This is a genomic window from Anaerostipes amylophilus, assembly GCF_025567365.1.
Taxonomy (GTDB): Bacteria; Bacillota; Clostridia; order Lachnospirales; family Lachnospiraceae; genus Anaerostipes; species Anaerostipes amylophilus.
This window is the reverse complement of record NZ_JAOQJG010000001.1, coordinates 431,814-453,299: the sequence shown is the minus strand read 5'-3', so window position 1 is coordinate 453,299 and position 21,486 is coordinate 431,814. Positions and strand designations below refer to the sequence as shown.

The 21,486-nt window shown below is 38.9% G+C and carries 24 protein-coding genes; 17 read left to right on the top strand and 7 right to left on the bottom strand.

Features of this window, described 5'->3' with window-relative positions; all coding sequences use genetic code 11:
- Positions 1-17 precede the first annotated feature (17 nt).
- From OCV53_RS02235 to OCV53_RS02220, 4 genes are read left to right on the top strand one after another with little or no spacing between them, the layout of a single operon-like run.
- Positions 18-770: a TadE/TadG family type IV pilus assembly protein gene (locus OCV53_RS02235; protein ID WP_242852086.1), complete on the top strand. Its 753-nt coding sequence runs from the start codon at positions 18-20 to the stop codon at positions 768-770.
- Positions 767-1,261, top strand: coding sequence for a hypothetical protein (locus OCV53_RS02230; RefSeq protein ID WP_055196430.1), 495 nt, complete (start codon positions 767-769; stop codon positions 1,259-1,261). The genes OCV53_RS02235 and OCV53_RS02230 overlap by 4 nt, the downstream gene beginning before the upstream one ends.
- Positions 1,242-2,480 (top strand): DUF6382 domain-containing protein, encoded by a 1,239-nt coding sequence (locus OCV53_RS02225; RefSeq protein ID WP_022374358.1) that lies wholly within the window; start codon positions 1,242-1,244, stop codon positions 2,478-2,480. Before OCV53_RS02230 ends, OCV53_RS02225 begins: the two co-directional genes overlap by 20 nt.
- Positions 2,481-2,526: 46 nt before the next feature.
- On the top strand, positions 2,527-3,492 hold the full coding sequence (locus OCV53_RS02220) for a rhomboid family intramembrane serine protease (RefSeq protein ID WP_022374359.1): 966 nt from the start codon (positions 2,527-2,529) through the stop codon (positions 3,490-3,492).
- On the opposite strand, the gene OCV53_RS02215 is transcribed toward OCV53_RS02220, so the two are convergent.
- Positions 3,428-4,138, bottom strand: coding sequence for a sensor histidine kinase (locus OCV53_RS02215; RefSeq protein WP_022374360.1), 711 nt, complete (start codon positions 4,136-4,138; stop codon positions 3,428-3,430). The genes OCV53_RS02220 and OCV53_RS02215 overlap by 65 nt on opposite strands.
- Positions 4,139-4,331: 193 nt before the next feature.
- Between OCV53_RS02215 and dnaX the strand changes: the two genes are divergently transcribed.
- From dnaX to guaA, 10 genes are all read left to right on the top strand, one after another.
- Positions 4,332-5,939 (top strand): DNA polymerase III subunit gamma/tau, encoded by a 1,608-nt coding sequence (gene dnaX, locus OCV53_RS02210; protein ID WP_022374361.1) that lies wholly within the window; start codon positions 4,332-4,334, stop codon positions 5,937-5,939.
- A gap of 40 nt (positions 5,940-5,979) precedes the next feature.
- A complete protein-coding gene (locus OCV53_RS02205; RefSeq protein WP_022374362.1) occupies positions 5,980-6,333 on the top strand; it encodes a YbaB/EbfC family nucleoid-associated protein in 354 nt (117 codons plus the stop codon).
- A gap of 15 nt (positions 6,334-6,348) precedes the next feature.
- A complete protein-coding gene (gene recR / locus OCV53_RS02200) occupies positions 6,349-6,945 on the top strand; it encodes a recombination mediator RecR (protein ID WP_022374363.1) in 597 nt (198 codons plus the stop codon).
- A gap of 298 nt (positions 6,946-7,243) precedes the next feature.
- Positions 7,244-7,660, top strand: a complete 417-nt coding sequence (locus OCV53_RS02195; RefSeq protein ID WP_022374364.1) for an HIT family protein — start codon at positions 7,244-7,246, stop codon at positions 7,658-7,660.
- Positions 7,661-7,670: 10 nt separating this feature from the next.
- Positions 7,671-8,264, top strand: coding sequence for a flavin reductase family protein (locus OCV53_RS02190; RefSeq protein WP_022374365.1), 594 nt, complete (start codon positions 7,671-7,673; stop codon positions 8,262-8,264).
- Positions 8,248-8,751, top strand: coding sequence for a shikimate kinase (locus OCV53_RS02185; RefSeq protein WP_022374366.1), 504 nt, complete (start codon positions 8,248-8,250; stop codon positions 8,749-8,751). Before OCV53_RS02190 ends, OCV53_RS02185 begins: the two co-directional genes overlap by 17 nt.
- Before the next feature lie 94 nt (positions 8,752-8,845).
- Positions 8,846-10,141: a UDP-N-acetylglucosamine 1-carboxyvinyltransferase gene (locus tag OCV53_RS02180; RefSeq protein ID WP_022374367.1), complete on the top strand. Its 1,296-nt coding sequence runs from the start codon at positions 8,846-8,848 to the stop codon at positions 10,139-10,141.
- 16 nt (positions 10,142-10,157) lie between these two features.
- On the top strand, positions 10,158-10,796 hold the full coding sequence (locus tag OCV53_RS02175; protein WP_022374368.1) for a phosphate-starvation-inducible PsiE family protein: 639 nt from the start codon (positions 10,158-10,160) through the stop codon (positions 10,794-10,796).
- 77 nt (positions 10,797-10,873) lie between these two features.
- On the top strand, positions 10,874-12,055 hold the full coding sequence (gene metK, locus OCV53_RS02170; protein WP_055196429.1) for a methionine adenosyltransferase: 1,182 nt from the start codon (positions 10,874-10,876) through the stop codon (positions 12,053-12,055).
- 39 nt (positions 12,056-12,094) lie between these two features.
- Positions 12,095-13,642 carry a glutamine-hydrolyzing GMP synthase gene (guaA, locus tag OCV53_RS02165; RefSeq protein WP_055196428.1) on the top strand — a complete coding sequence of 516 codons (1,548 nt, stop codon included), beginning with the start codon at positions 12,095-12,097 and terminating at the stop codon, positions 13,640-13,642.
- Between the two features lie 533 nt (positions 13,643-14,175).
- Here guaA and OCV53_RS02160 read toward each other — a convergent pair.
- The 6 genes from OCV53_RS02160 to OCV53_RS02135 are packed head-to-tail and all read right to left on the bottom strand — an operon-like array spanning position 14,176 to position 18,799.
- A complete protein-coding gene (locus OCV53_RS02160; protein WP_055196427.1) occupies positions 14,176-15,540 on the bottom strand; it encodes a sensor histidine kinase in 1,365 nt (454 codons plus the stop codon).
- Positions 15,531-16,193 carry a response regulator transcription factor gene (locus OCV53_RS02155; protein WP_055056575.1) on the bottom strand — a complete coding sequence of 221 codons (663 nt, stop codon included), beginning with the start codon at positions 16,191-16,193 and terminating at the stop codon, positions 15,531-15,533. The genes OCV53_RS02160 and OCV53_RS02155 overlap by 10 nt, the downstream gene beginning before the upstream one ends.
- Before the next feature lie 38 nt (positions 16,194-16,231).
- Positions 16,232-16,609 carry a NisI/SpaI family lantibiotic immunity lipoprotein gene (locus OCV53_RS02150; RefSeq protein ID WP_055196425.1) on the bottom strand — a complete coding sequence of 126 codons (378 nt, stop codon included), beginning with the start codon at positions 16,607-16,609 and terminating at the stop codon, positions 16,232-16,234.
- Entirely contained in the window at positions 16,602-17,345 is a 744-nt protein-coding gene (locus OCV53_RS02145; RefSeq protein ID WP_055196424.1) for a lantibiotic immunity ABC transporter MutG family permease subunit, read from the bottom strand. The genes OCV53_RS02150 and OCV53_RS02145 overlap by 8 nt, the downstream gene beginning before the upstream one ends.
- Positions 17,346-17,347: 2 nt before the next feature.
- Complete coding sequence (locus OCV53_RS02140) at positions 17,348-18,094, bottom strand: lantibiotic immunity ABC transporter MutE/EpiE family permease subunit (RefSeq protein ID WP_008705323.1); 747 nt, start codon at positions 18,092-18,094, stop codon at positions 17,348-17,350.
- Entirely contained in the window at positions 18,095-18,799 is a 705-nt protein-coding gene (locus tag OCV53_RS02135) for a lantibiotic protection ABC transporter ATP-binding protein (protein WP_172674538.1), read from the bottom strand. It abuts the gene before it with no gap.
- A gap of 494 nt (positions 18,800-19,293) precedes the next feature.
- On the opposite strand from OCV53_RS02135, the gene OCV53_RS02130 reads away from it, so the two are divergent.
- The 3 genes from OCV53_RS02130 to OCV53_RS02120 all read left to right on the top strand — a co-directional run bounded on the left by OCV53_RS02130 (position 19,294) and on the right by OCV53_RS02120 (position 21,310).
- Positions 19,294-19,533: a hypothetical protein gene (locus OCV53_RS02130; RefSeq protein ID WP_022374932.1), complete on the top strand. Its 240-nt coding sequence runs from the start codon at positions 19,294-19,296 to the stop codon at positions 19,531-19,533.
- 67 nt (positions 19,534-19,600) lie between these two features.
- On the top strand, positions 19,601-20,560 hold the full coding sequence (locus tag OCV53_RS02125) for a ketopantoate reductase family protein (RefSeq protein ID WP_022374931.1): 960 nt from the start codon (positions 19,601-19,603) through the stop codon (positions 20,558-20,560).
- A 228-nt stretch (positions 20,561-20,788) separates the two neighbouring features.
- Positions 20,789-21,310, top strand: a complete 522-nt coding sequence (locus tag OCV53_RS02120) for a PTS mannitol transporter subunit IIA (RefSeq protein WP_022374929.1) — start codon at positions 20,789-20,791, stop codon at positions 21,308-21,310.
- The last annotated feature ends 176 nt before the right edge of the window (positions 21,311-21,486 follow it).

Genomic DNA, 21,486 nt, shown 5'->3' with positions numbered 1-21,486 from the left:
GGTCAGAAGAAGGAGCAATGACATTGGAGGCGACTTTGATCGTACCAATTTTTTTGATCGTACTTATTATGCTGGCAAGTGCAGGTGAGATTTTTATGATCCATCAGCAGATTGCACATGGAGTCTGTGAAGCTGCAAAAAGAGCTGCGGTTAATGAATACCAGATTCGGCAGAAAAGAAATACTGGGGGAAATTTAACTGTTTTAAGTGCAAAAGAGACATTTCTGACATCGGTGAATCGTAGATTTTTAGATCGTTCAGCATTGATTGGTGGAAGTGCTGCAGCGGCAGCAGCTTGTAAGTTGACATTGACATCAAAGGGTGAATATATTGTGGCAGTCAAATATCATATTCGAAAAAAACTGCCATTTTTATCAACATATTCAGTAACATTTGAACAAAAAATCAGGCAGAAAGCTATGACGGGTTATGTACCGAAGGGAGATGAATTAAAAGAAGGGTTTGTTTATATTACGCCACACGAAGCTGTTTATCACAAAGATCTGTCCTGTACGCATCTGGCACTTGATATTTCAGTAGATGAAGATGTTTTAAAGTATCAGAATGGGCAGACACATTATAAGGCATGCAGCAAATGTACTCGTCATCAAAGCAGTAATGTCTCGTGTGTATATATTGCAAAAGAAGGTGAATCATATCATACAGACTTGTCATGCAGTGGTTTAAAACGAACCGTGAAACAAGTGGATTTAAGTACTTTAAAGGGGATGAAGCCATGTCAAAGATGCGGAAAACGGGGGGATACATGACAGTGGAAGTAAGTGCATTGATTCCCATTGTTCTTATGGTGTTATGGTTGTTTTTTAGTTATCTGTTTTATTTTATGAACTGTGGAATTACACAGGGAATTATGGAAGAAGCATTGCAGAAGGCAGCGGATATAAGAATTACAGGGGCTGATTATGATACAGGGAAAATATCTTATGCCAAGTTAAATCAGAACCTGATCATAGGTAATATCATTTCTTCTAATAAAAATGGCGATACAATGGCACAAAAAGAAATCAAGGAAAAGATTAGGCAACATTTGTTTATGGCTAAAGCTGGCTCAGTGAATGTTTCTACAACATCATTAAAAACATCAGTGAAAGTAAAGATGCAGTCAAATGTGATATCATTTCAATTTCTAAGTGGGTTTGGAATTCAATTATTTGAATATGAAGGAAGTTTGGCCGCATTGGGAGATTTTGAGATGGAGCAGATCAGGGGGTGGAATACAATTGAAGGAGCAATGGATTAGGGAAGGTTTTTCAAGTTATTATGTTGTGGATAAAGGACAAAAACTTACATATGAGAAAAATATTCTGCGCTGCCATACACTTAGATGTCTTCTACCATGTGAATTTAGGATGCAGGATGGTAAGGAATATTATTATTACGAGACGGGAATTTACACAACTTTAAGAGAAAGAATCAATATGCTTGATCCAAAGTTATTCTTTGCTTATCTGATAGAATCATTTGAAGAAACAGAATCATATCTTTTGAATCTGGATCATTTGAAATTGGAATTGGAACTGTTGTTTCTTGATAAAGAAGATCATCCAGTTCTTTGCTATCTTCCAGAATATGAAAAAAATATTTTAGAACAGCTTCGAAATTTTCTGGAGGAATGCATAGAAATCATTTCCACACAAGATAAGAGGAAAGTGAGATTTTATTATGAGTTTCATAGTTTTCTTGTGAAAGAGAAACCAAATATAGAACAGATGAAATCTTATTTGGAAATTCGGCCGAAAGAAAAAGTGGGAGAAAAACAGTCGAAGAAAGAAAATATGTTAGAAATAACAGAAAAAGAACAGAATAGAGAATTGGAAATTAATGAAGATCATGAAAAGAATTATAATTATGAGAGCAAAGAAAAAATCGTAAGAAAAAGATTATGGAAAACTTTTTATGGAGTGATATGTGCAGGTGGTTTTAGTACAATGATCTACTGCATAATTCAGATTTTTAAATATGGATTTTATTATTTGTTTTTGGCAGGACTTCTTTGTTCAATTAGTGTGATGTGCCTTGGTGTGTATGGTTTTTATAAATTGTGGAAAAATGATCAAAATAACATTCGAAATGTGGATTCTTATGATGAAGCACAAGAGCATACGACATTATTGGATGATCAAACAACATTATTAGCAGATGATGAGAAAACTGTTTTACTGCTGGAGCAGCCGATAGGAAGGCTTATTCCAAAGAATGATGAATTAACAGAAATAGTGATCAATGATAATGGATTTATTATAGGAAGTTGTATGGAAGGTACAGACTATCAGATTGAAGGTACAGGAATCAGCAGAAGGCATCTTAGATTTTATAAAGAAGGAAAAAATATCTGTTGTGAGGATCTTAATTCCACAAATGGAGTTAAAATAAATGGGAGAAAGATCAGTAAATGTGTGTTACATGAAGGTGATAGGATTAAAATAGGTTTAGAAGAGTTCCTTTTTAAAGAAGAATGACAGTATGATATAATAAATGATACATAAAACGGATATGGAGGAGATTATGTATCAGAAAATCATAGAGTTGTTAAGAATTCATGGATATCTGAGCCAGGATACAGAAAAAGGCCCTTGCTATGTAAAAAGCACAAAGAAAAGAAACAAATGTGTTTATGTGATGTTTGATAAAAATCCAGATGGAAGTGCGATATTAGAAGAAGATCTATATCAGATGGAAGATTGTGCAAAGCAAAATTTTGGTGCAGACTGTGCCATATTATTGTTGGTGCTATCAGAAGAAGATGATCCTATGTTTATTGATCCGGATGACCAGTTTAAAGATCTGTTTAGACCATTAACAATGATTCTTTCGCAAAATCAAGCAGAACAAAGGGAAGATGTGACAAATGATTTTGAGAATATCAATGAGATAAAAAGATTTGTATGGAATTATAAAGCAACACTCGTAATATTTCTGCTGAATCTTGCAGGATTTGTTTTAACTGAGATTTATGGAAATAAGATTTACAACTTATATGCCTGTAATGCATATTGTGTAAGAAATCTACATGAATATTATAGGTTATTGACATCAAATTATCTGCATTTTGGATGGGAACATTTTTTTAATAACATGGTTGTGTTTTTGATTCTTGGAACATCTTTGGAGAAAGTGACAGGAAGTATTCGGTATGCAGTTTTATATACGGGGTCTGGCATTATCGGAAGTATTGTTTCCACAATATATTATAGTGTAATGGGACAGGATGTTTTGTCAGCAGGAGCATCTGGAGCAATTTTTGGATTGATCGGTGCATTAGCTGCAATACTTTTGTTCTGCAAAGATCAGAGAAAAAGATTTGATGGATTTGGAATATTTCTTATGATCGCAGGAAGTCTGTACCATGGATTTGAAAGTGGAACAACCGATAATGCGGCCCATATTGGAGGATGTATTGCCGGATTTATTTTGTCAATGCTTCTGTATGTGTCAAGTAGTTTAATTTCTGCTCATAGGCAGGGAAGATAAGAGTAAAAGTTGTTCCCTGATTAGGAGCAGAATCAATATGAATCTTGATATGAAGTTCATGCGCGATCTTACGAACAATAGAAAGTCCAATTCCATTTCCACCAGGCTGGAAGGAAACACCTCGGTAAAATGCACGAGACTGTTGTTCGGGAGTCATTCCGATTCCAGTATCAGACAAATTTAATACGATATGTCCCTGCTCTTTACTCAGGTGTACAGTAATATGAGGAGATCGGTTGATCTCCTCTTTTTGCTGAATTGCCTTAACAGCATTGGAGATTAAATTATGAAACAGCTGGAATAGCTTACTTTTTGCGCCATACACATAAAATGCAGTTCCAGGATCAGCCTGGATAAAAAAACGGATTCGTTCTTTATGAAGATAGTAAGACCAGGAAGAACGGAGTTCACTGATCAGATTGATCAGATCCAAAGGTTCGATTGTGGCAGAAGTCGTATCTTCAGGGGCAAGGAACTGATGAATGAAGTCAAATAAAGAAGAAAAATCATCTTTCATACGATTCCAGTGCTCATTTTGGGTAAGTATATCATTTGTTTTTTCAATATACTGAATCTGTCCATAGATAAGAGTCAGTGAATTGTTTATCTCATGTGAAAACGTAGAAAGTTCCTGTGAATTGTTCATTTTTGGCTCCTTTTGTAATTAAAATTTCCTCTTTTATTATCGGAAAAAACAAGAAACAGAGCAAGAAAAAACGTAGGAAAAAGTTCGATGGTTTCTGCTAAAAAACAATCATTGAAAAACAATAGATACTCATGGTAAAATATAATGAAGTATGACTATATGTCATATTTCAAAATAGAAAGGGGCATACGATATGTCTTACATGGCTTTATATAGAAAGTTCCGGCCGACACGCTTCAGTGAAGTCAAAGGCCAGGATCATATTGTAAAGACGCTTGAGAATCAGATGAGGACCGGGCGCATTGGTCATGCGTATCTGTTTTGTGGGACGAGAGGTACTGGTAAGACAACGGTAGCCAAGATTCTTGCGAAAGCAGTAAACTGTGAACATCCAGTCGATGGGGAACCATGCGGAGAATGTGAAGTGTGCAAAGCAATTGCAGAGGGAAGTTCCATGAATGTGATCGAGATTGATGCGGCATCAAACAATGGTGTCGATAATATCCGAGAAATCAAGGAACAGGTACAGTATTCACCGGCAACAGGAAAGTACAAAGTTTATATCATCGACGAGGTGCATATGTTGTCTATAGGGGCTTTTAATGCACTGCTAAAGACATTAGAAGAACCGCCAGAATATGTCATTTTTATTCTTGCGACAACCGAAGTTCACAAAATACCGATCACGATCTTATCCAGATGTCAGAGATATGATTTTCATCGTATCACAGCAGCAACGATCAAGAAACAGTTGAAAGATCTTATGGAGCAGGAACAAGTAGACACTGAAGATAAAGCATTGGAATATGTGGCAAGAATGGCAGATGGTTCCATGCGTGATGCATTGAGTCTTCTAGATCAGTGTATTGCATTTTATCTGGGTGAGAAACTGACATATGATAATGTTCTGGAAGTACTTGGTACTGTGGACATACAGGTCTACAGTGATTTGTTAGATATGATACTTTCACAGGATATTAACAGAGTGATGGATCTTCTGGAAGATGTAGCAAGACAGGGAAGAGAATGGTCACAGTTTATCACAGATTTTCTGTGGTATTTAAGAAATCTTCTATTAGTTGGACAGGGAAATGCGGCAGAAGAAGCCTTGGAAGTATCAACAGACCAGCTAAAATTACTGCAAGAGAAAGCACAGCAGGTAGAGGAAAATACTTTGATCCGATATATCAGAATCTTATCTGAATTGTTAGAACGGATCCGTTATGCGACATCTAAGAGAGTTCTTGTGGAAGTTGAGATGATGAAGATGTGCAGACCTCAGATGGAAGCAGATACGAATAGTCTGGCGGACAGGGTGAGACAGTTGGAACAACAGTTAGAGAAACTGTTGCAGTCAGGAATTCCAGTTCAGCAAGCAGCACTAACAGGACAAAATCAAGCAGCAATGCAATCAGCAGAAGTAAAACCTGAACAAGACCCAGTCGAACAGTTAAATGAGAAGTTTCCACCAGCAAAAGTGGAAGAACTTATGGAGCTTGTTGATCACTGGAGAGATGTTAAACGCAATCTGTCACCACAGATGAAATATTGCTTACAGAGAGCAACATTATCAGTTAACGATGAAGGGACTGCATTAAGAGTGCTATTTCCAAAAGAAATGAACGTGGAAAGCGGTTATTTCTTAGAAGAACCAGAGCGTATCGAACGATTGAAACAGGAATTATCCAGACAATCTGGTAGAGACGTAGAATTGGAAGTCAGTGTGATGAACAAAGAGAATGACGACAGCGATATGATCAACTTAGACTGCATCCATATGGATGTAAAAATAGAAGACTAAAACTAAATTCATAAAAACAAATTTTTAGGAGGAAAGAATAATGGCAAAAAGAAGCGGTGGATTTCCAGGTATGGGTGGAAATATGAATCAGCTGATGAAACAGGCACAGAAGATGCAGAAACAGATGGAGGAAACAACAAAAGCGTTAGAAGAATCCACATATGAAGCAACAGCAGGTGGTGGAGTTGTAAAAGTTGTTGTATCCGGTAAAAAAGAAGTAGTTTCTGTACATTTAGAAGAAGAAGTTGTAGATCCAGATGACATTGAAATGTTAGAAGATCTGATCGTAGCTGCTACAAATGAAGCACTTCGTAAGATGGAAGAAGATTCCCAGGAGAAGATGGGGAAAGTCACTGGTGGATTAGGAGGAATGGGTGGAGGATTTCCATTCTAGATAGAGTGAGAGACTATGGATTATTACAGTAATCAGATCACACAGCTAATCGAAGAACTCGGGAAACTCCCAGGAATCGGACCAAAATCCGCAGGTAGACTGGCGTTTCATATTATCAATATGCCACAAGATCAGGTAAAGAAATTATCGGACACGATCATTTCCGCAAAGACGAATGTACATTATTGTAAAGAGTGTTGTACATTGACGGACAATGAGATCTGTCCGATCTGTGCCAGTGACAAGCGCGATCACAGCACGATCATGGTCGTTGAGAATACGAGAGACCTGATGGCATATGAGAAGACAGGAAAATACGAAGGTGTTTACCATGTGCTTCACGGAGCAATTTCGCCAATGCTTGGAATCGGTCCGGACGATATCCGCCTGAAAGAACTGATGGCAAGATTACAGGGAGATGTCAAGGAATTGATCATTGCGACAAACTCCAGTCTGGAAGGTGAGACAACAGCAATGTATATCAGTAAGCTTGTTAAACCGACAGGAATCAAAGTTAGTAAGATCGCAAGTGGAGTTCCGGTTGGAGGCGATCTGGAATATATTGATGAAGTAACGTTACTTCGAGCATTAGAGGGACGTACTGAGATATAAAAAATAAAACAAAAAGAAAGAACCGACTAGCTAGGTCGGTTCTTTCTTTTAAAACAATAAGGAGAGGATTTTCATCCTCAAGAGGGGTAGGATTTGAAAGTATTAACTACTTTACGGTTTTCATTATCACATAAAAATGTGTCTAAATTGTGAACAAATCACACATTTTTTGTAAAAATGGAATAATATGACTATAGGTCTTTTCTTGAAAAAGCATAGTAAATGGGATAAAATACATCTAAACAGAGTAAAATGTAAACTCTCAGGATAAGAACACACAGAAAGGAAGATATATAATATGAAGAAAGAAGATTGTATTTTTTGTAAGATCGCAAGTGGAGAGATTCCATCTAACACAATTTATGAAAACTCAGAATTTAAAGTGATCATGGATATTGCGCCAGCATCTAAAGGGCATGTATTGATCATTCCAAAAGAACATTTCAAAGATATTTATGAGATCGATGCAATCACAGCAGGAAAATTATTTCAGTTAGCAACAGTTGTTGCAAGAGCATTAAAAGAAGTACTTCACTGCGATGGATTAAATGTATTACAGAACAATGGACTGATCGCAGGCCAGACAGTATATCATTTCCATATGCACTTAATTCCAAGATACGAAGATGATGATGTAACGATCGGATGGAAAGAACATTCCACAGAAGATATTGATATGGAGCAGTTAAGACAGGATATTAAAAAGGCACTTTAGGAGAAAAAGTATGGCAAAAACTTCATGGAAACCTGGAAATATGATCTATCCGCTTCCAGCAGTTATGGTAACTTGCAGAGATAAAGGGCAGGATAATATCATTACGATCGCATGGACAGGAACGATCTGCACGAATCCGCCGATGACATACATTTCTGTTCGTCCAGAGAGACATTCTTATGAAATGATCAAAAATAGCGGCGAATTTGTCATTAACCTGACAACAAAACAGCTGACAAGAGCAACAGACTTTTGTGGAGTACGTTCAGGAAGAGATATTGATAAATTTAAAGAAGCAAGACTGACAAAAGAAGAAGCACAAGTTGTTGATGCACCAGTTATTGCAGAAAGCCCAGTAAATATTGAATGCAAAGTAGAGAAGATCGTACCGCTCGGTTCACATCATATGTTTATGGCGAAAGTTGTAAATATCATGGTAGATGATGACTATATGGAAGATAATGGACGTTTTGCATTAGAAAAAACGAATCCATTGATCTATTCTCATGGTGGATATTATGAAACAGGAAAGAAATTAGGAACCTTTGGCTACTCAGTAAGAAAGAAAAAGAAAAGGAAAAAACCAAATGGCAGAAAAAAATAATAACTACATATTGATTGGAATGCCGGGTTCTGGAAAGAGTACGATCGGAGTACTTTTAGCCAAAGCCCTTGGTTATGATTTTGTGGATACAGACCTCGTGATTCAGCAAAAAGGCGGAGGTTTATTAAAAGAAATCATTGCAAGAATTGGAAATGACGGATTTAAACAGTTAGAAGAAGACGTAAATGCTTCAATTGATGTCGATAAATCAGTAATTGCACCAGGAGGAAGTGCTGTTTACAGCGATAAGGCCATGAAACATTTTAAAGAAATCGGAACTGTGATCTATTTAAAATTGGATTATCAGACAGTAAAACGTCGTCTTGGAAATCTCAAAGCAAGAGGTGTTGTGTTGGAAGAAGGGCAGACCTTGCATGATTTATACTGCGAAAGAATCCCTTATTATGAGAAGTATGCAGACATCACAGTGGAACTGGATAAATTATCCATCGGAGACTCTTTAGAAAAAGTGTTGGAAAACCTCTAATAGTATGATATAATATAATCTGTATGATTTTAAATAATTACCGAAAGATAGAAATTAGGTTTAATAATATAGATAGAGATAATTGAGGTGTATCATGGAACAGTATATCATTAAAGGTGGTAACCCGTTAGTAGGAGAAGTAGTAATTGGCGGTGCGAAGAATGCAGCACTGCCTGTTTTAGCTGCGGCAGTAATGACAGATGGAAAATGTATGATAGATAATATGCCAGATGTAAGAGATATTAACGTATTACTTCAGGCAATGCAGGAAATTGGAGCAGATATAGATAGAACAGGAAAACACGAAGTAACGATCAGCGGAAAAGGAATTCATCCAGAGTGTGATGTAGACAATGAATTTATCCGTAAGATCAGAGCTTCTTACTATTTAATTGGTGCTTTACTTGGTAAATACAAGAGAGCAAGAGTTGCACTTCCAGGTGGATGTGAGATCGGAAGCCGTCCGATCGACCAGCATATTAAAGGATTTAAGATGCTTGGAGCAGAGATTGAGATTGAGAATGGTATGATCAGTGCAACCGCAAAAGAATTAAGAGGAGCCCATATTTATATGGACGTTGTCTCTGTAGGAGCGACAATCAATGTTATGATGGCTGCTTCTCTTGCAAAAGGAAATACGATTATCGAGAATGCGGCAAAAGAACCGCATGTCGTTGATGTAGCGAACTTCTTAAACAGTATGGGAGCGAAGATCCGTGGAGCAGGAACAGATGTGATCCGTATCAAAGGTGTGGAAAGATTCGGAGATTGCCAGTATTCCATCATTCCAGACCAGATCGAAGCAGGAACATTTATGACAGCAGCAGTTGCAACTAAGGGTGATATTATGATCAAGAATGTCATTCCAAAGCATTTAGAAGCAATTTCTGCAAAATTAATTGAGATTGGAGCTGAAGTAGTAGAATTCGACGATGCTGTCCGTGTATCAGCAACAAAACGTCTGGAATCTACAAATATTAAGACATTACCATATCCTGGATTTCCAACAGATATGCAGCCACAAATGGCGGTAACACTTGCCTTATCTAATGGAACAAGTGTGATTTCAGAAAGTATTTTTGAGAACCGTTTCCGTTATGTGGATGAGTTGACAAAGATGGGAGCAACCATTCAGGTTGATGGAAGAACTGCTATTATCAGCGGAGTTGAAGGATTTACAGGAGCTGACGTACACGCTCCAGACTTAAGAGCAGGAGCTGCTCTTGTTATTGCAGGATTATCTGCAAAAGGATTTACAACAGTCAGCGATATTGGATATATTTATCGTGGATACGAACAGTTTGAACAGAAGCTAACACAGCTTGGAGGAGAAATCCAGCTGGTCAATAGTGAAAAAGAAGTAGCAAAATTTAAGTTAAAGATAGGATAAAAGGAGAATTGCCTGAATGAGACAATACCTGAAAAACGAAGTGTTCAAAGTATCCAAGTGGGTAGAATTATTTATATCAGCTATTATTATGATCGCGGTCATTGGTGGAACGATTTATCTGGTAAAAGATGTGGTACAACTGATGATGAATTACCCAACATCCAGAGATATTTACAAATTTGTCGGTGTTGCATTTAACCTCGTCATTTGTATTGAGTTTGTAAAGATGCTTTGTAAACATACACCAGATACATTAGTAGAAGTTATGATGTTTGCGATCGCAAGGCAGATGATCGTGGAACATACGAGTCCACAGCAGAATCTTCTTGTAGTTTTAGCAATTGCAATCTTATTTGCGATCAAGAAATTCCTTTTTGGAAAATATGATGATATAGATAAGACTGTATTTCCGCCAAGTCAGAAGATTTCAAGTATCAATGAGCTGGTTCATGTGGAGATACCTAAAGAATCGCAGGATCAGACATTGGGAGAGCTTCTTGAGAAACAAATTGGAACTGAGAGTGGAACTTTTCAGGTAGGTCAGTGTTATTTCTTTGAAGGTGGTGCGCTTCGCGTAGCTAAGACAAAGAATGGTAAGGTAACACAGATCGAAGTCATCCGGAGTAAGAACGCACCGGTTGTATTAAAAAGGTAAAAAAGGCCCGGAGTCCTTCGGGTCTTTTCATAGCATTTTATAGATATAAGCGATTTATTATAAGAAAGGATAAAAGAATGGATAAAGTATTATTCACATCAGAGTCCGTGACAGAAGGACATCCAGACAAAGTCTGTGACCAGATTTCCGATGCGATCTTAGATGCGCTGTTAGAGCAGGATCCAATGAGCCGTGTTGCATGTGAAACTTGTACAACAACGGGAATTGTTATGGTCATGGGAGAGATTTCTACAAAAGCATATGTAGATATCCAGAAAATCGTCCGTGATACAGTCCGTGAGATCGGATATACAAGAGGAAAATACGGATTCGACGCTGATACATGTGGTGTTATCACAACAATCGATGAACAGTCAAGTGATATTGCTATGGGTGTAGACAAGGCATTAGAAGCAAAAGAAAACAACATGACAGATGAAGAGATCGACGCAATTGGAGCCGGAGATCAGGGAATGATGTTTGGATTTGCTACAAATGAAACAGAAGAATATATGCCATACCCAATCTCTCTTGCACATAAACTTGCAAGACAGTTAACAAAAGTAAGAAAAGATGGAACACTGTCTTATTTAAGACCAGATGGTAAAACACAGGTAACTGTAGAGTATGATGATGGTAAACCAAGCCGTCTTGATGCAGTTGTATTATCTACACAGCATGATCCTGATATCACACAGGAACAGATTCATGAAGATATCAAACGTGAAGTCTTCGATAAGATTCTTCCAGCAGACATGGTGGATGATGAAACAAAATTTTTCATTAACCCAACAGGAAGATTTGTAATCGGTGGACCACACGGAGATGCAGGATTAACAGGAAGAAAGATCATCGTAGATACATATGGTGGATATGCACGCCATGGTGGCGGGGCTTTCTCTGGAAAGGACTGCACAAAGGTAGACCGTTCTGCAGCTTACGCAGCACGTTATGTAGCGAAGAACATCGTAGCAGCAGGCTTAGCTGATAAATGTGAGATTCAGTTATCTTATGCGATCGGTGTAGCAGAGCCAACATCCATTATGGTTGATACATTTGGAACAGGAAAGAAATCTAATCAGGAATTAGTAGACCTGATCCGTAAATATTTCGATCTTCGTCCAGCTGGAATCATCAAGATGTTAGATTTAAGAAGGCCAATCTACAAACAGACAGCAGCTTATGGACATTTCGGAAGAAATGACCTTGATCTTCCATGGGAGAGATTAGACAAAGTTGATCTGTTAAAAGGTGAATAAAACGAAGCACATCATTTAGGCAACTCAGGAGGAAAACGAGTGAAAAATGAATTAGTGATCGTCATCGATTTTGGTGGTCAGTATAATCAGTTAGTTGCACGCCGCGTACGTGAGTGCAATGTATACTGCGAGATTTATTCTTACAAGATCGGTATCGACAAAATCAAAGAAATGAATCCAAAGGGAATCATCTTAACAGGTGGACCAAACAGCTGTTACGAACCAGATTCTCCAACGTACAGCAAGGAATTATTTGAACTTGGAATTCCAGTGTTAGGATTATGCTACGGAGCACAGCTGATGCAGCACGTCCTTGGAGGAAAAGTAGAGAAAGCTGAAGTAAGCGAATATGGTAAAACAGAAGTCCTGATCGACAAGAAAGATTCCAAATTATTTGAAAATGTATCAGAAAAAACAATCTGTTGGATGAGCCATACAGATTATATTTCACAGGTTGCTCCAGGATTTGAGATTTCTGCCCACACAGCAGACTGCCCAGTTGCAACAGCTGAGAATGCAGACAAATCCTTATATGCAATCCAGTTCCATCCAGAAGTACTTCACACAGTCGAAGGAAAGACAATGCTTTCTAACTTCGTATTAGGAGTCTGCGGATGTGCGGGTGACTGGAAGATGGATGCTTTCGTAGAAAGCACGATCAAAGAGATCCGTGAGAAAGTTGGAGATGGAAAAGTATTACTTGCCTTATCAGGAGGAGTAGACTCATCCGTAGCAGCCGGGTTATTATCAAGAGCCATCGGAAAACAATTAACATGTGTATTTGTTGACCACGGATTATTAAGAAAAGACGAAGGTGACGAAGTCGAAGGTGTATTTGGAGAAAATGGACAGTTCAACTTAAACTTCATCCGTGTCAATGCACAGCAGAGATACTATGACAAATTAAAAGGAGTCACAGAACCAGAAGCAAAACGTAAGATCATCGGAGAAGAATTCATCCGAATCTTCGAAGAAGAAGCGAAGAAGATTGGTGCAGTAGACTTCTTAGCACAGGGGACAATCTACCCAGACGTAGTAGAAAGTGGATTAGGTGGAGAATCAGCAGTCATCAAATCCCACCACAACGTAGGAGGACTGCCAGACTTCGTAGATTTCAAAGAAATCATCGAACCATTACGAGACCTGTTCAAAGACGAAGTAAGACAGGCAGGATTACAGTTAGGAATCCCAGAAAAACTTGTATTCCGCCAACCATTCCCAGGACCAGGACTAGGAATTAGAATTATCGGAGAAGTCACAGAAGAAAAAGTAAAAATCGTCCAGGACGCAGACGCAATCTACAGAGAAGAAATTGCCAAAGCAGGATTAGATAAAGAAATCAACCAGTACTTCGCAGCACTGACAAATATGCGAAGCGTTGGAGTAATGGGAGACTTCAGAACATATGACTATGCAGTAGCATTAAGAGCAGTAAAAACAATCGACTTCATGACAGCAGAAGCATCAGAGATTCCTTATGAAGTATTGAATAAGGTAATGAACAGGATTATTAATGAGGTTAAGGGAGTTAATAGAGTAATGTACGATTTAACTTCTAAACCACCTGGAACTATTGAATTTGAGTAGCGGACTAAATTGCGAAAAAGCCCATAAATAAAGGTTTTGCGGGCTGTCTGGATGTTCCGGTGGAGTGCAAATGGAGTTAAAAAATCTTTTTTTCTTTGTTTTCTTTCCGGAGTTATCTGAGATTTTCGCAAAAGTAACTATGCTCAGAAAATATAATTAGTGTGAATATGAAGAACAGTTTGTTTTGATGGAAATATTTTCCGTCAGGGCAGACTGTTTTTTTATACCCTTTTTCAATGATATTAACTCCATGGTTCAGCGATAACACATATGGAAACTGTAAAATTAAAATAATTTGCCAAATTTCGGAAAATGATGTCCGATTTTACATCTGCCAGTACAATCTACGAAAATCGACAAAAATCGCCCGGCAGGTCGTAAACCTACCGGGCGACGATTTGAAGCGTTTTTTTCTTTTCTGCCGCTGGGCAGATGTTTTTTTTTTAGATACATGATAAGAGGAATTTTTGAAGATTTCATAAAGATTTGAAAAATGGACGGACATAAAAGACGTCCATTACACTATCGGAAAATCAGCAAGGAAGTTTCATAGTAACCTTTGCGCCGCCGGTTTCTTTTGAATTTTCTAAAATAAGCTGACCATTATGTTGTTCCATAATCGAATTTGTAATATATAGACCCATACCAAAGTGTAACTTTGAATTGCGGCTTTGATCGCCCATATAGAACCGTTCCTGTGCGTGGCATAATGCCTCTTTAGAAAACCCCGTTCCCTCGTCTGTGACTGAAATTTCCACGAAACCGTTGTTACTCTGAACATCCACATAAAGCGTTCCGCCTTGCGGGGAGTAGTCCAGCCCATTACTGATAACATTCATAATAGCACGTTCTATCAGCACCCTATCAAATTTCAGCATTTGAGGGAGTGAAACAGTATTCATTTGCAGCCGGATTTCTTTTGTCCGGCATAGTGATTCCATATAACCGAACAAGTGCTGCATGAACGCTGGCAAGTCTATACTTTCAATATGGAGCTGATAACCAACCGCCGCCCGTGATATATCAATCAGGGTTTGAATATATGACTGCATCTGGCCGGAGCTTTCCACGACGTAACCAGCGTATAATCGTTGCTCATCATCAAGATTTGTTTCTGTGAGTAAATCAGCATTTCCTTGAATAACCGTCAGAGGCGTTTTCAAATCATGGGCAAGCGCGGCGATTTGCTCTTTCTGTGTCTGTTCGGTTTTCCATTGCCGTTCTAACGAAATTTTCAGATTATCTTTCATATCTGAAAAAGATGCAAGGACATCTTCAAACTCTTTGATTTTGGCGTGTCCTACTTCAAAATCAAGGTTTTGCTTTGAAACCTCCGCAGTTGCTTCAAAAAGCGGGGTCAGTTGTGTACGCAGGTTCTTAGCAAATCTGGCGGTCAGTATGATAATGACCAGCAGCGAATTTACAGCCATCAGGATAAACGCAAGCTTGTCAGGAGATGGAAAATATTCCGGTAGCCATGACACTGTAAATTGAGAACCAATATAATACCTTAAAACGCAAAATTCGTTTTCCCGGACAACAAGTGCAAACTGCCTCCCCGTAGCATATTCAATATATTCTCCCTTTGCGTACAGCAGGGCAATTTCTTTTTCATCATCGTCCATATTGCTGTAAAGCTCATTAAAGTTCTTGTCCAGAATTAAGTAGCCGCATCCCTGTGGAATCACAACTTTTGTAATATCCGGGGCAATCGTCAGCGTTGGAATGATCTCTTTTACCTGCAATTCACTTAGATTTGCTCTTGTAGCTAATCCAGCATTTACAGCAAGTCCCTCTAAACCAAAAGGGACAATAATTGCCGCTACCAGCATGACAATGAGGGAGATAGCAAACTGGCGAAACAATATTTTCAATGTAGGTTTCTTTTTCACTCCCATTTATATCCTATCCCCCATACGGTGCTGATCGGACTTATTTTGAAATGCTCCAATTTCGCACGAATATTTTTTATATGCGTTGAGATTGTAGAGTTATCGCCTATTCCATCAAACCCGAAAACGGCTTCATAGATTTGTTCTTTTGTAAAAACCTGTCCCCGGTTTTTCGCAAGGTATTCACAGATTGAATACTCGCTTTTGGTAAGGGGAACCGGCTGTTCTGAAACATACAGTACCTTTGCGGAAAGGTCAAATCTTATATCAGGCTCAAATGAAAGTGTGCTGTGATGCTCCCTTTTTTCTCTGCGTAAATGTGCCGCGACACGGGCGCGAAGCTCCTGAATACGAAAAGGTTTCGTAATATAATCATCCGCACCGATGCCCAATCCAAACAATATATCTTCCTCTAATGTCTTTGCGGTCAGAAAGAGAATCGGGCAGTCTACCATATTCCTGATCTGTTTGCAAAACTCAAACCCGTCTGTGCCAGGCATCATCACATCCAAAAGAATGAGGTCATAGAAATGCAGCTTTTTGATGTCTACATCATCCGCATTTTGACAGACTGTTATCAAATATCCATCTTTCCCCAAACTGTTCTTAATCAATTCCAAGATAGAAACTTCATCGTCAACTACAAGTAAGTGGGTCAAAAAATCACCTCCCGCCCAATTATACCACATTGTCGAGGTTACTCATCATTATTTTTAATGTCAGCTTTCCGATATTCATTGTTGATATTTACAGCTACGGCATTGCTTATATCCACATCCACAATACTGTAAACGTAGCCGAAACTGAAATCTTCCCCCGCCACATTTTTGAAGCGTTTCGATACCTGCCCGATTTCTTCTTGCAGTTCTGATATTTCAAGACATTCATCCGTTATGGTATATGTCAGGCCGTTATATGAAATTTCATCATAGTTTGCGGCGTTCAGCTCATAATACGGCAGAGATTCATTTAACGCCTTATTTTTATCGGCGGTATCGCGGAGCGCACCGCAGGCCGATAAGCATATAAGACTTACAAGCACAATTACCATGGCAAACAGGCACTTTTTATTCACTGTTTTTACCTCCCTCCCAACCATGAAACCAAACCAAACTGGCAATCAGCAGACAAACAGTGCAGCATACAGAAATAATCATACCGCTGAAAAAATCGGTTTTTACCTGTGCATACAGTTGGGGGCTATCCCATGCAAGCACAGTGTAATCCATAGCACGAACGCCCCAGGCCCAGGGAATATATTTCCATGTAGCGTCACCAAGCCCTGTTATCATAAGGGCAGCTATTAAACTCCCTGCAATTCCCAATCCCATAGATGCACCTTTTCCGAAGCTCATTCCCACAAACAAATGAATCAGGTAAATGGGAAGCATGGTAATCAACAATAGAATCCCTGCTTTCAGGTAAAGGCTTGCCGGAGCATCCCTATATAGTGCAGCGAATGTTCCTAACGCTAAAAATGTTGCGCCAAAAGCACAGATCATCAGAAAACCAAGTTTACCAATATACGTTGCCATGCGAGATGGGATTGTACCCAACAAAAGCTGATAATGCCCGGCCTGATTTTCGATCTGAACAACCAGGCCCACAATAATGCCGATCAGAAACGGGAACGCAACGGCCAGCACTTCCAGATAGGCACTGATTTTGGTTGCCAGTTCCCATCTGGATATATGATAGTAACCCGCAAAAATCGCCGCACATATAATCGGAATCATGATGTGCATATAGAGCAAAATGCTATGTTTACACTTCTGATATTCTGCTTTCCAGCAGCGAACCACAGATACCATAGTTACCCCACCTCCTTTTTCTCAAACCATCTTGCAGTTAAAAATGACAGCGCCGCAAACCAGGCCAGCGAAATGACCAATACAAGTATAATCATCCAAAATGCCATTGCCGTACTCTGATCTGCAACCGGCTCACCATTAGGCAAAATACCTAACACGGAAATCATAAGATGCGGCACCCAGCTATACGGGCAGATCATCCACAAAGAGGTTGTAGCCGTGAAAATCCCTAAAACGCTTCCAAGTCCGGCATTAAGAATAACCGTGACAAAGATACCAACTTTTTTTGATAACCATAAGCACAGCGGAACTTCCCATAGGCTTGCAATGACAATACAAGCTGTTCCGGCCGCAGCCTGCCAAATTCCGATTGTCAGGGGAATTTCGTTGATAACTAATATTGCAAAACCGCCCAACAGATTTAGCGCCAGGAAAATGAAATTCCCCACACAGGAGTAAATACCGGCCACTCCAATTTTTGCTTTCCAGACTTTGTTCTGCGAAACAGGCAATGAAGCAACGGCACGATATTTTAGTTTGCCATTATCCCGCTGTTCAATCAAGGCACAGGTGAGCGTAAGGAATCCAGGATAAAGCAGGATATACCACCAATTATAAGAATTGAGCTGGAACCAAAGAGGGGCAAAAAAGTTCATAAGCGCAGTTACAAACGGGGCCAGAACGATCAGTGTTTTTGTGAAAGTTCTCTTATGCTTTAGGTTCTCTGCCTGAATATATGCCATCTCCATTTAATATCCCTCCTTACCATTTCTGCGAATAACATCCATAAAGAGTTGTTCCAAATCTTCACCGGCGCGAAGCTCTCCCTCATATCCAAGGACGCCGCCAGCAATGATACCCACATGATCTGCAATCTGCTGGACTTCTGACAGAATATGGCTGGACAAAATAACTGTAATCCCTTTGCAGGGAAAAGAGCGAATTAACTCTCGAAGTTCCTCAATCCCTAAAGGGTCAAGGCCGTTAGTCGGTTCATCCAGAATCAAAAGCTGGGGACTGTTCAGCAATGCAATAGCAATACCAAGCCGCTGCTTCATACCAAGAGAAAATTGCCCGGCCCGTTTCTTGCCGGTATTCGTGAGCTGGACAATTTGCAATACCTCGTTAATTCGTGCATCGTCCAGGCCGAGCAATGTAGTTCTGACTTTGAGATTTTCGTATGCAGTCAGATTTTCGTAAAGCGGGGGCATCTCAATCAAAGCACCGATATGCTCCAGATCATTCCGCTTCCACGGGTGGCCGTCAAACTCGATGCTTCCCGATGTGGGGCGCAAAATGCCGGTGAGCATTTTTAAGATCGTGGATTTGCCAGCCCCATTCGGCCCCAGCATACCATAAACCGAGTTGCGCCGGATGTTCAGTGACACATTGTTTACCGCCATTTGCCCCTTGAAATTTTTGCAGAGGTCAGTCGTTTTCAAAATCATATCCATATAATCAAGTCCTTTCTTTGATTTTACGGATAGCATACCGGGCAATTTTGAAGATTTCATAAAGATTCCCGAAAACAGAATATCTTGGATATAACTGTGCATTCAAAGGGAAAAGTGCAAAAAAAGCGGGAGATGATTACACAACACATGAGCTAAGACCAGATATTTTTCTGCTGAGCAATAAAGAAAACTTTTTCGCATGTGATGCAAAATACAAAAATTATAGATCAGACTTTCAAGGAATTCAGGAATGGTATGTAGATTTATTTGAATGTGCCGCCCATAAATACATTTACCGATTAGATTTAGGAAATGATCAAGAGGCAAATGATGAGAGAGACTTCAAATCAGTCAAAGCAAGATTTAAAACAGATAAAGAAATAAAGCCAGTCCTTAAAAATGGTGGAACCTGTATCCTGACTCTGGCAATCGCAGATAAAGGAGAGGCTAGAAAGATAGAAGAATTTCGATTCAGACTTAGAGATGTAGAGAGGATGTTTGCTGAATATCTGAAATTGTTAGATGAAGGTAAAGTAAATCGAAACCTAAGTACAGGTAATCCAGAATTTGATCCAAAAGAATATTCTGAAAATCTAAAGAACGATATTATGATCAATGGGGAAGAAAAATATGAATATCATATCGCATCTGTAAGATTTCTTCCAGGAGAATGCAAAGAATTCAAACATTTATTTAAAAGTGCGATAAAATATAATGAAGCGGAATTTAATTAATTCACAGATACTGATATAATGAAAATAACATTATTATCATGAAACGATCAGGAGGAAAGACACAAGAATGAACATCAAAAGAGTAGCAGTTCTAGGAGCAGGTGCCGTAGGTTCCTACGTCATCTGGGGACTTTCAAATAATAAAGATATCACACTGGGAGTTATAGCCAGCGGAGAGAGAAACGAACGCCTCAAAAAACGAGGCATAATGATCAATGGAACCCAATACACTCCAGAAGTTTGGACACCAGAAGAAGCAAAGAATGTGGATCTTCTGATCGTATCGCTAAAGTACGGAAGTCTAAGAGGCGCATTAGATGATATCCAGACGATCGTAGGAGAAAACACAACTGTTATGAGCTTGATGAATGGAGTTGACAGCGAAGAGATTATCTCAGAGAAAATCGACAGATCACACATTTTATATTCCTTTATCAAAGTAGCATCTCAAGGAAAAGAAGACGGATACCATTTTGATCCGGAAACAACAGTAGGAATCTACTTTGGAGAATTAGAAGAACCATACGAAAGCGAACGTGTCAAAGCGGTCAATGATATTTTTGAAAACACAGGACTCCATTGGATTATTACAGATGACATACAGGCAGAAATCTGGGGCAAATTTAGACTTAATGTCTGCAATAATCTGCCACAGGCAATCTTGGGAGCCGGTGTTGGATGCTATGAAGACAGTGAACATATGTCAGCGATCCGCGAAGGCTTAAGACGAGAAGTAGAAGCAGTTGCCAAAGCAAAAGGAATTGATCTAAGCAAGATCAACGCAAAATCCGGCAGAGGAAGTGCGGTTAAAGCTTCCGCAAGATATTCTACATTACAAGATATTGACGCTGGTCGCCACACAGAGATTGATATGTTCTCTGGGGCAATGATGAGAATGGGAAAAGAACTTGGAATTGCAACCCCATATAACGAATACACGTATCATATGATCAAAGCACTGGAAGAAAAGAATGACGGAGTATTCCAATATCAAGGGGGAAATGACAGAGTGTCATGGTCAAAATAAATATACAAGGAGGAAAAAGAAAAAATCAAAAAATACATATGAAGGATTTCTGTATGTAAAAGACAGATTATAAAAGAAAACAAAACAATGACAGTTCCTTTTGTGAAAAAATTAGTATTATGATAAATAGACGAGGGTCAAAGATGCTGATATAATAAATATAAAGAAAGTACGAAAAAACGTACAAAAACAGGAATAAAATGAATAATATATCAGGAGGAAATGATCATGGGATTCTTTTTCAAAAACAAGAAAAAAAACAAAACAGAAGAGGCGATGGCACAGGCATCAGAGGTAACAACGGAGACGACTACAGCAGATGGAATGATTCTGTCAAGAGAAGGAATCAAGCTAGGGCTTCCAAGTGTCAGCATGGAAGAAGCGATTATAGCAGCAGGAGAACTATTAAGAGATCTTGGATATGTAGATGATGATTATATTCCCGCAATGATTCGAAGAAATGAAGAAGCATCTGTGTATATGGGATTAGGACTTGCAATTCCACATGGGACAGAAGATGCGAAGAAAAACGTCAAGAAGAGCGGGATCATCGTCATGCAGTATCCAGAAGGAGTAGAATTTAATGGCGGAACAGCCCAGCTTGTCATCGGAATCGCTGGAGTTGGAGATGAACATTTAGAGATTCTTGCACAGATCACAGAAGCAGTGACAGAAGATGAGATTTTGGAAAAATTAAAGACGACAACAGATGTTGATTATATTTTAAAGACATTTGCGAATATGGAATAGAAATTTTAATTTGTAGTTGGCCAACTGTAGAATTCGAGTATATGATAAAAAATAAATAAGCAACTGAACGCAATGCATTGCGTTCAGTTGCTTATTTATTTTTTATCATATACCAGAAGTCTATAGTGTGGACAATTCACAAGATTGAAAATCTGCGTGTTGCCACCAGTTTCTTA

What these genes read in the sequence shown, in the direction of transcription:
- OCV53_RS02235 (WP_242852086.1), top strand. Translation starts at nt 18, where the DNA reads ATGACATTGGAGGCGACTTTGATCGTACCAATTTTTTTGATCGTACTT.
- OCV53_RS02230 (WP_055196430.1), top strand. Translation starts at nt 767, where the DNA reads ATGACAGTGGAAGTAAGTGCATTGATTCCCATTGTTCTTATGGTGTTA.
- OCV53_RS02220 (WP_022374359.1), top strand. Translation starts at nt 2,527, where the DNA reads ATGTATCAGAAAATCATAGAGTTGTTAAGAATTCATGGATATCTGAGC.
- OCV53_RS02215 (WP_022374360.1), bottom strand. Translation starts at nt 4,138, where the DNA reads ATGAACAATTCACAGGAACTTTCTACGTTTTCACATGAGATAAACAAT.
- dnaX (WP_022374361.1), top strand. Translation starts at nt 4,332, where the DNA reads ATGTCTTACATGGCTTTATATAGAAAGTTCCGGCCGACACGCTTCAGT.
- OCV53_RS02205 (WP_022374362.1), top strand. Translation starts at nt 5,980, where the DNA reads ATGGCAAAAAGAAGCGGTGGATTTCCAGGTATGGGTGGAAATATGAAT.
- recR (WP_022374363.1), top strand. Translation starts at nt 6,349, where the DNA reads ATGGATTATTACAGTAATCAGATCACACAGCTAATCGAAGAACTCGGG.
- OCV53_RS02195 (WP_022374364.1), top strand. Translation starts at nt 7,244, where the DNA reads ATGAAGAAAGAAGATTGTATTTTTTGTAAGATCGCAAGTGGAGAGATT.
- OCV53_RS02190 (WP_022374365.1), top strand. Translation starts at nt 7,671, where the DNA reads ATGGCAAAAACTTCATGGAAACCTGGAAATATGATCTATCCGCTTCCA.
- OCV53_RS02185 (WP_022374366.1), top strand. Translation starts at nt 8,248, where the DNA reads ATGGCAGAAAAAAATAATAACTACATATTGATTGGAATGCCGGGTTCT.
- OCV53_RS02180 (WP_022374367.1), top strand. Translation starts at nt 8,846, where the DNA reads ATGGAACAGTATATCATTAAAGGTGGTAACCCGTTAGTAGGAGAAGTA.
- OCV53_RS02175 (WP_022374368.1), top strand. Translation starts at nt 10,158, where the DNA reads ATGAGACAATACCTGAAAAACGAAGTGTTCAAAGTATCCAAGTGGGTA.
- metK (WP_055196429.1), top strand. Translation starts at nt 10,874, where the DNA reads ATGGATAAAGTATTATTCACATCAGAGTCCGTGACAGAAGGACATCCA.
- OCV53_RS02160 (WP_055196427.1), bottom strand. Translation starts at nt 15,540, where the DNA reads ATGGGAGTGAAAAAGAAACCTACATTGAAAATATTGTTTCGCCAGTTT.
- OCV53_RS02145 (WP_055196424.1), bottom strand. Translation starts at nt 17,345, where the DNA reads ATGGTATCTGTGGTTCGCTGCTGGAAAGCAGAATATCAGAAGTGTAAA.
- OCV53_RS02140 (WP_008705323.1), bottom strand. Translation starts at nt 18,094, where the DNA reads ATGGAGATGGCATATATTCAGGCAGAGAACCTAAAGCATAAGAGAACT.
- OCV53_RS02135 (WP_172674538.1), bottom strand. Translation starts at nt 18,799, where the DNA reads ATGGATATGATTTTGAAAACGACTGACCTCTGCAAAAATTTCAAGGGG.
- OCV53_RS02130 (WP_022374932.1), top strand. Translation starts at nt 19,294, where the DNA reads ATGTTTGCTGAATATCTGAAATTGTTAGATGAAGGTAAAGTAAATCGA.
- OCV53_RS02125 (WP_022374931.1), top strand. Translation starts at nt 19,601, where the DNA reads ATGAACATCAAAAGAGTAGCAGTTCTAGGAGCAGGTGCCGTAGGTTCC.
- OCV53_RS02120 (WP_022374929.1), top strand. Translation starts at nt 20,789, where the DNA reads ATGGGATTCTTTTTCAAAAACAAGAAAAAAAACAAAACAGAAGAGGCG.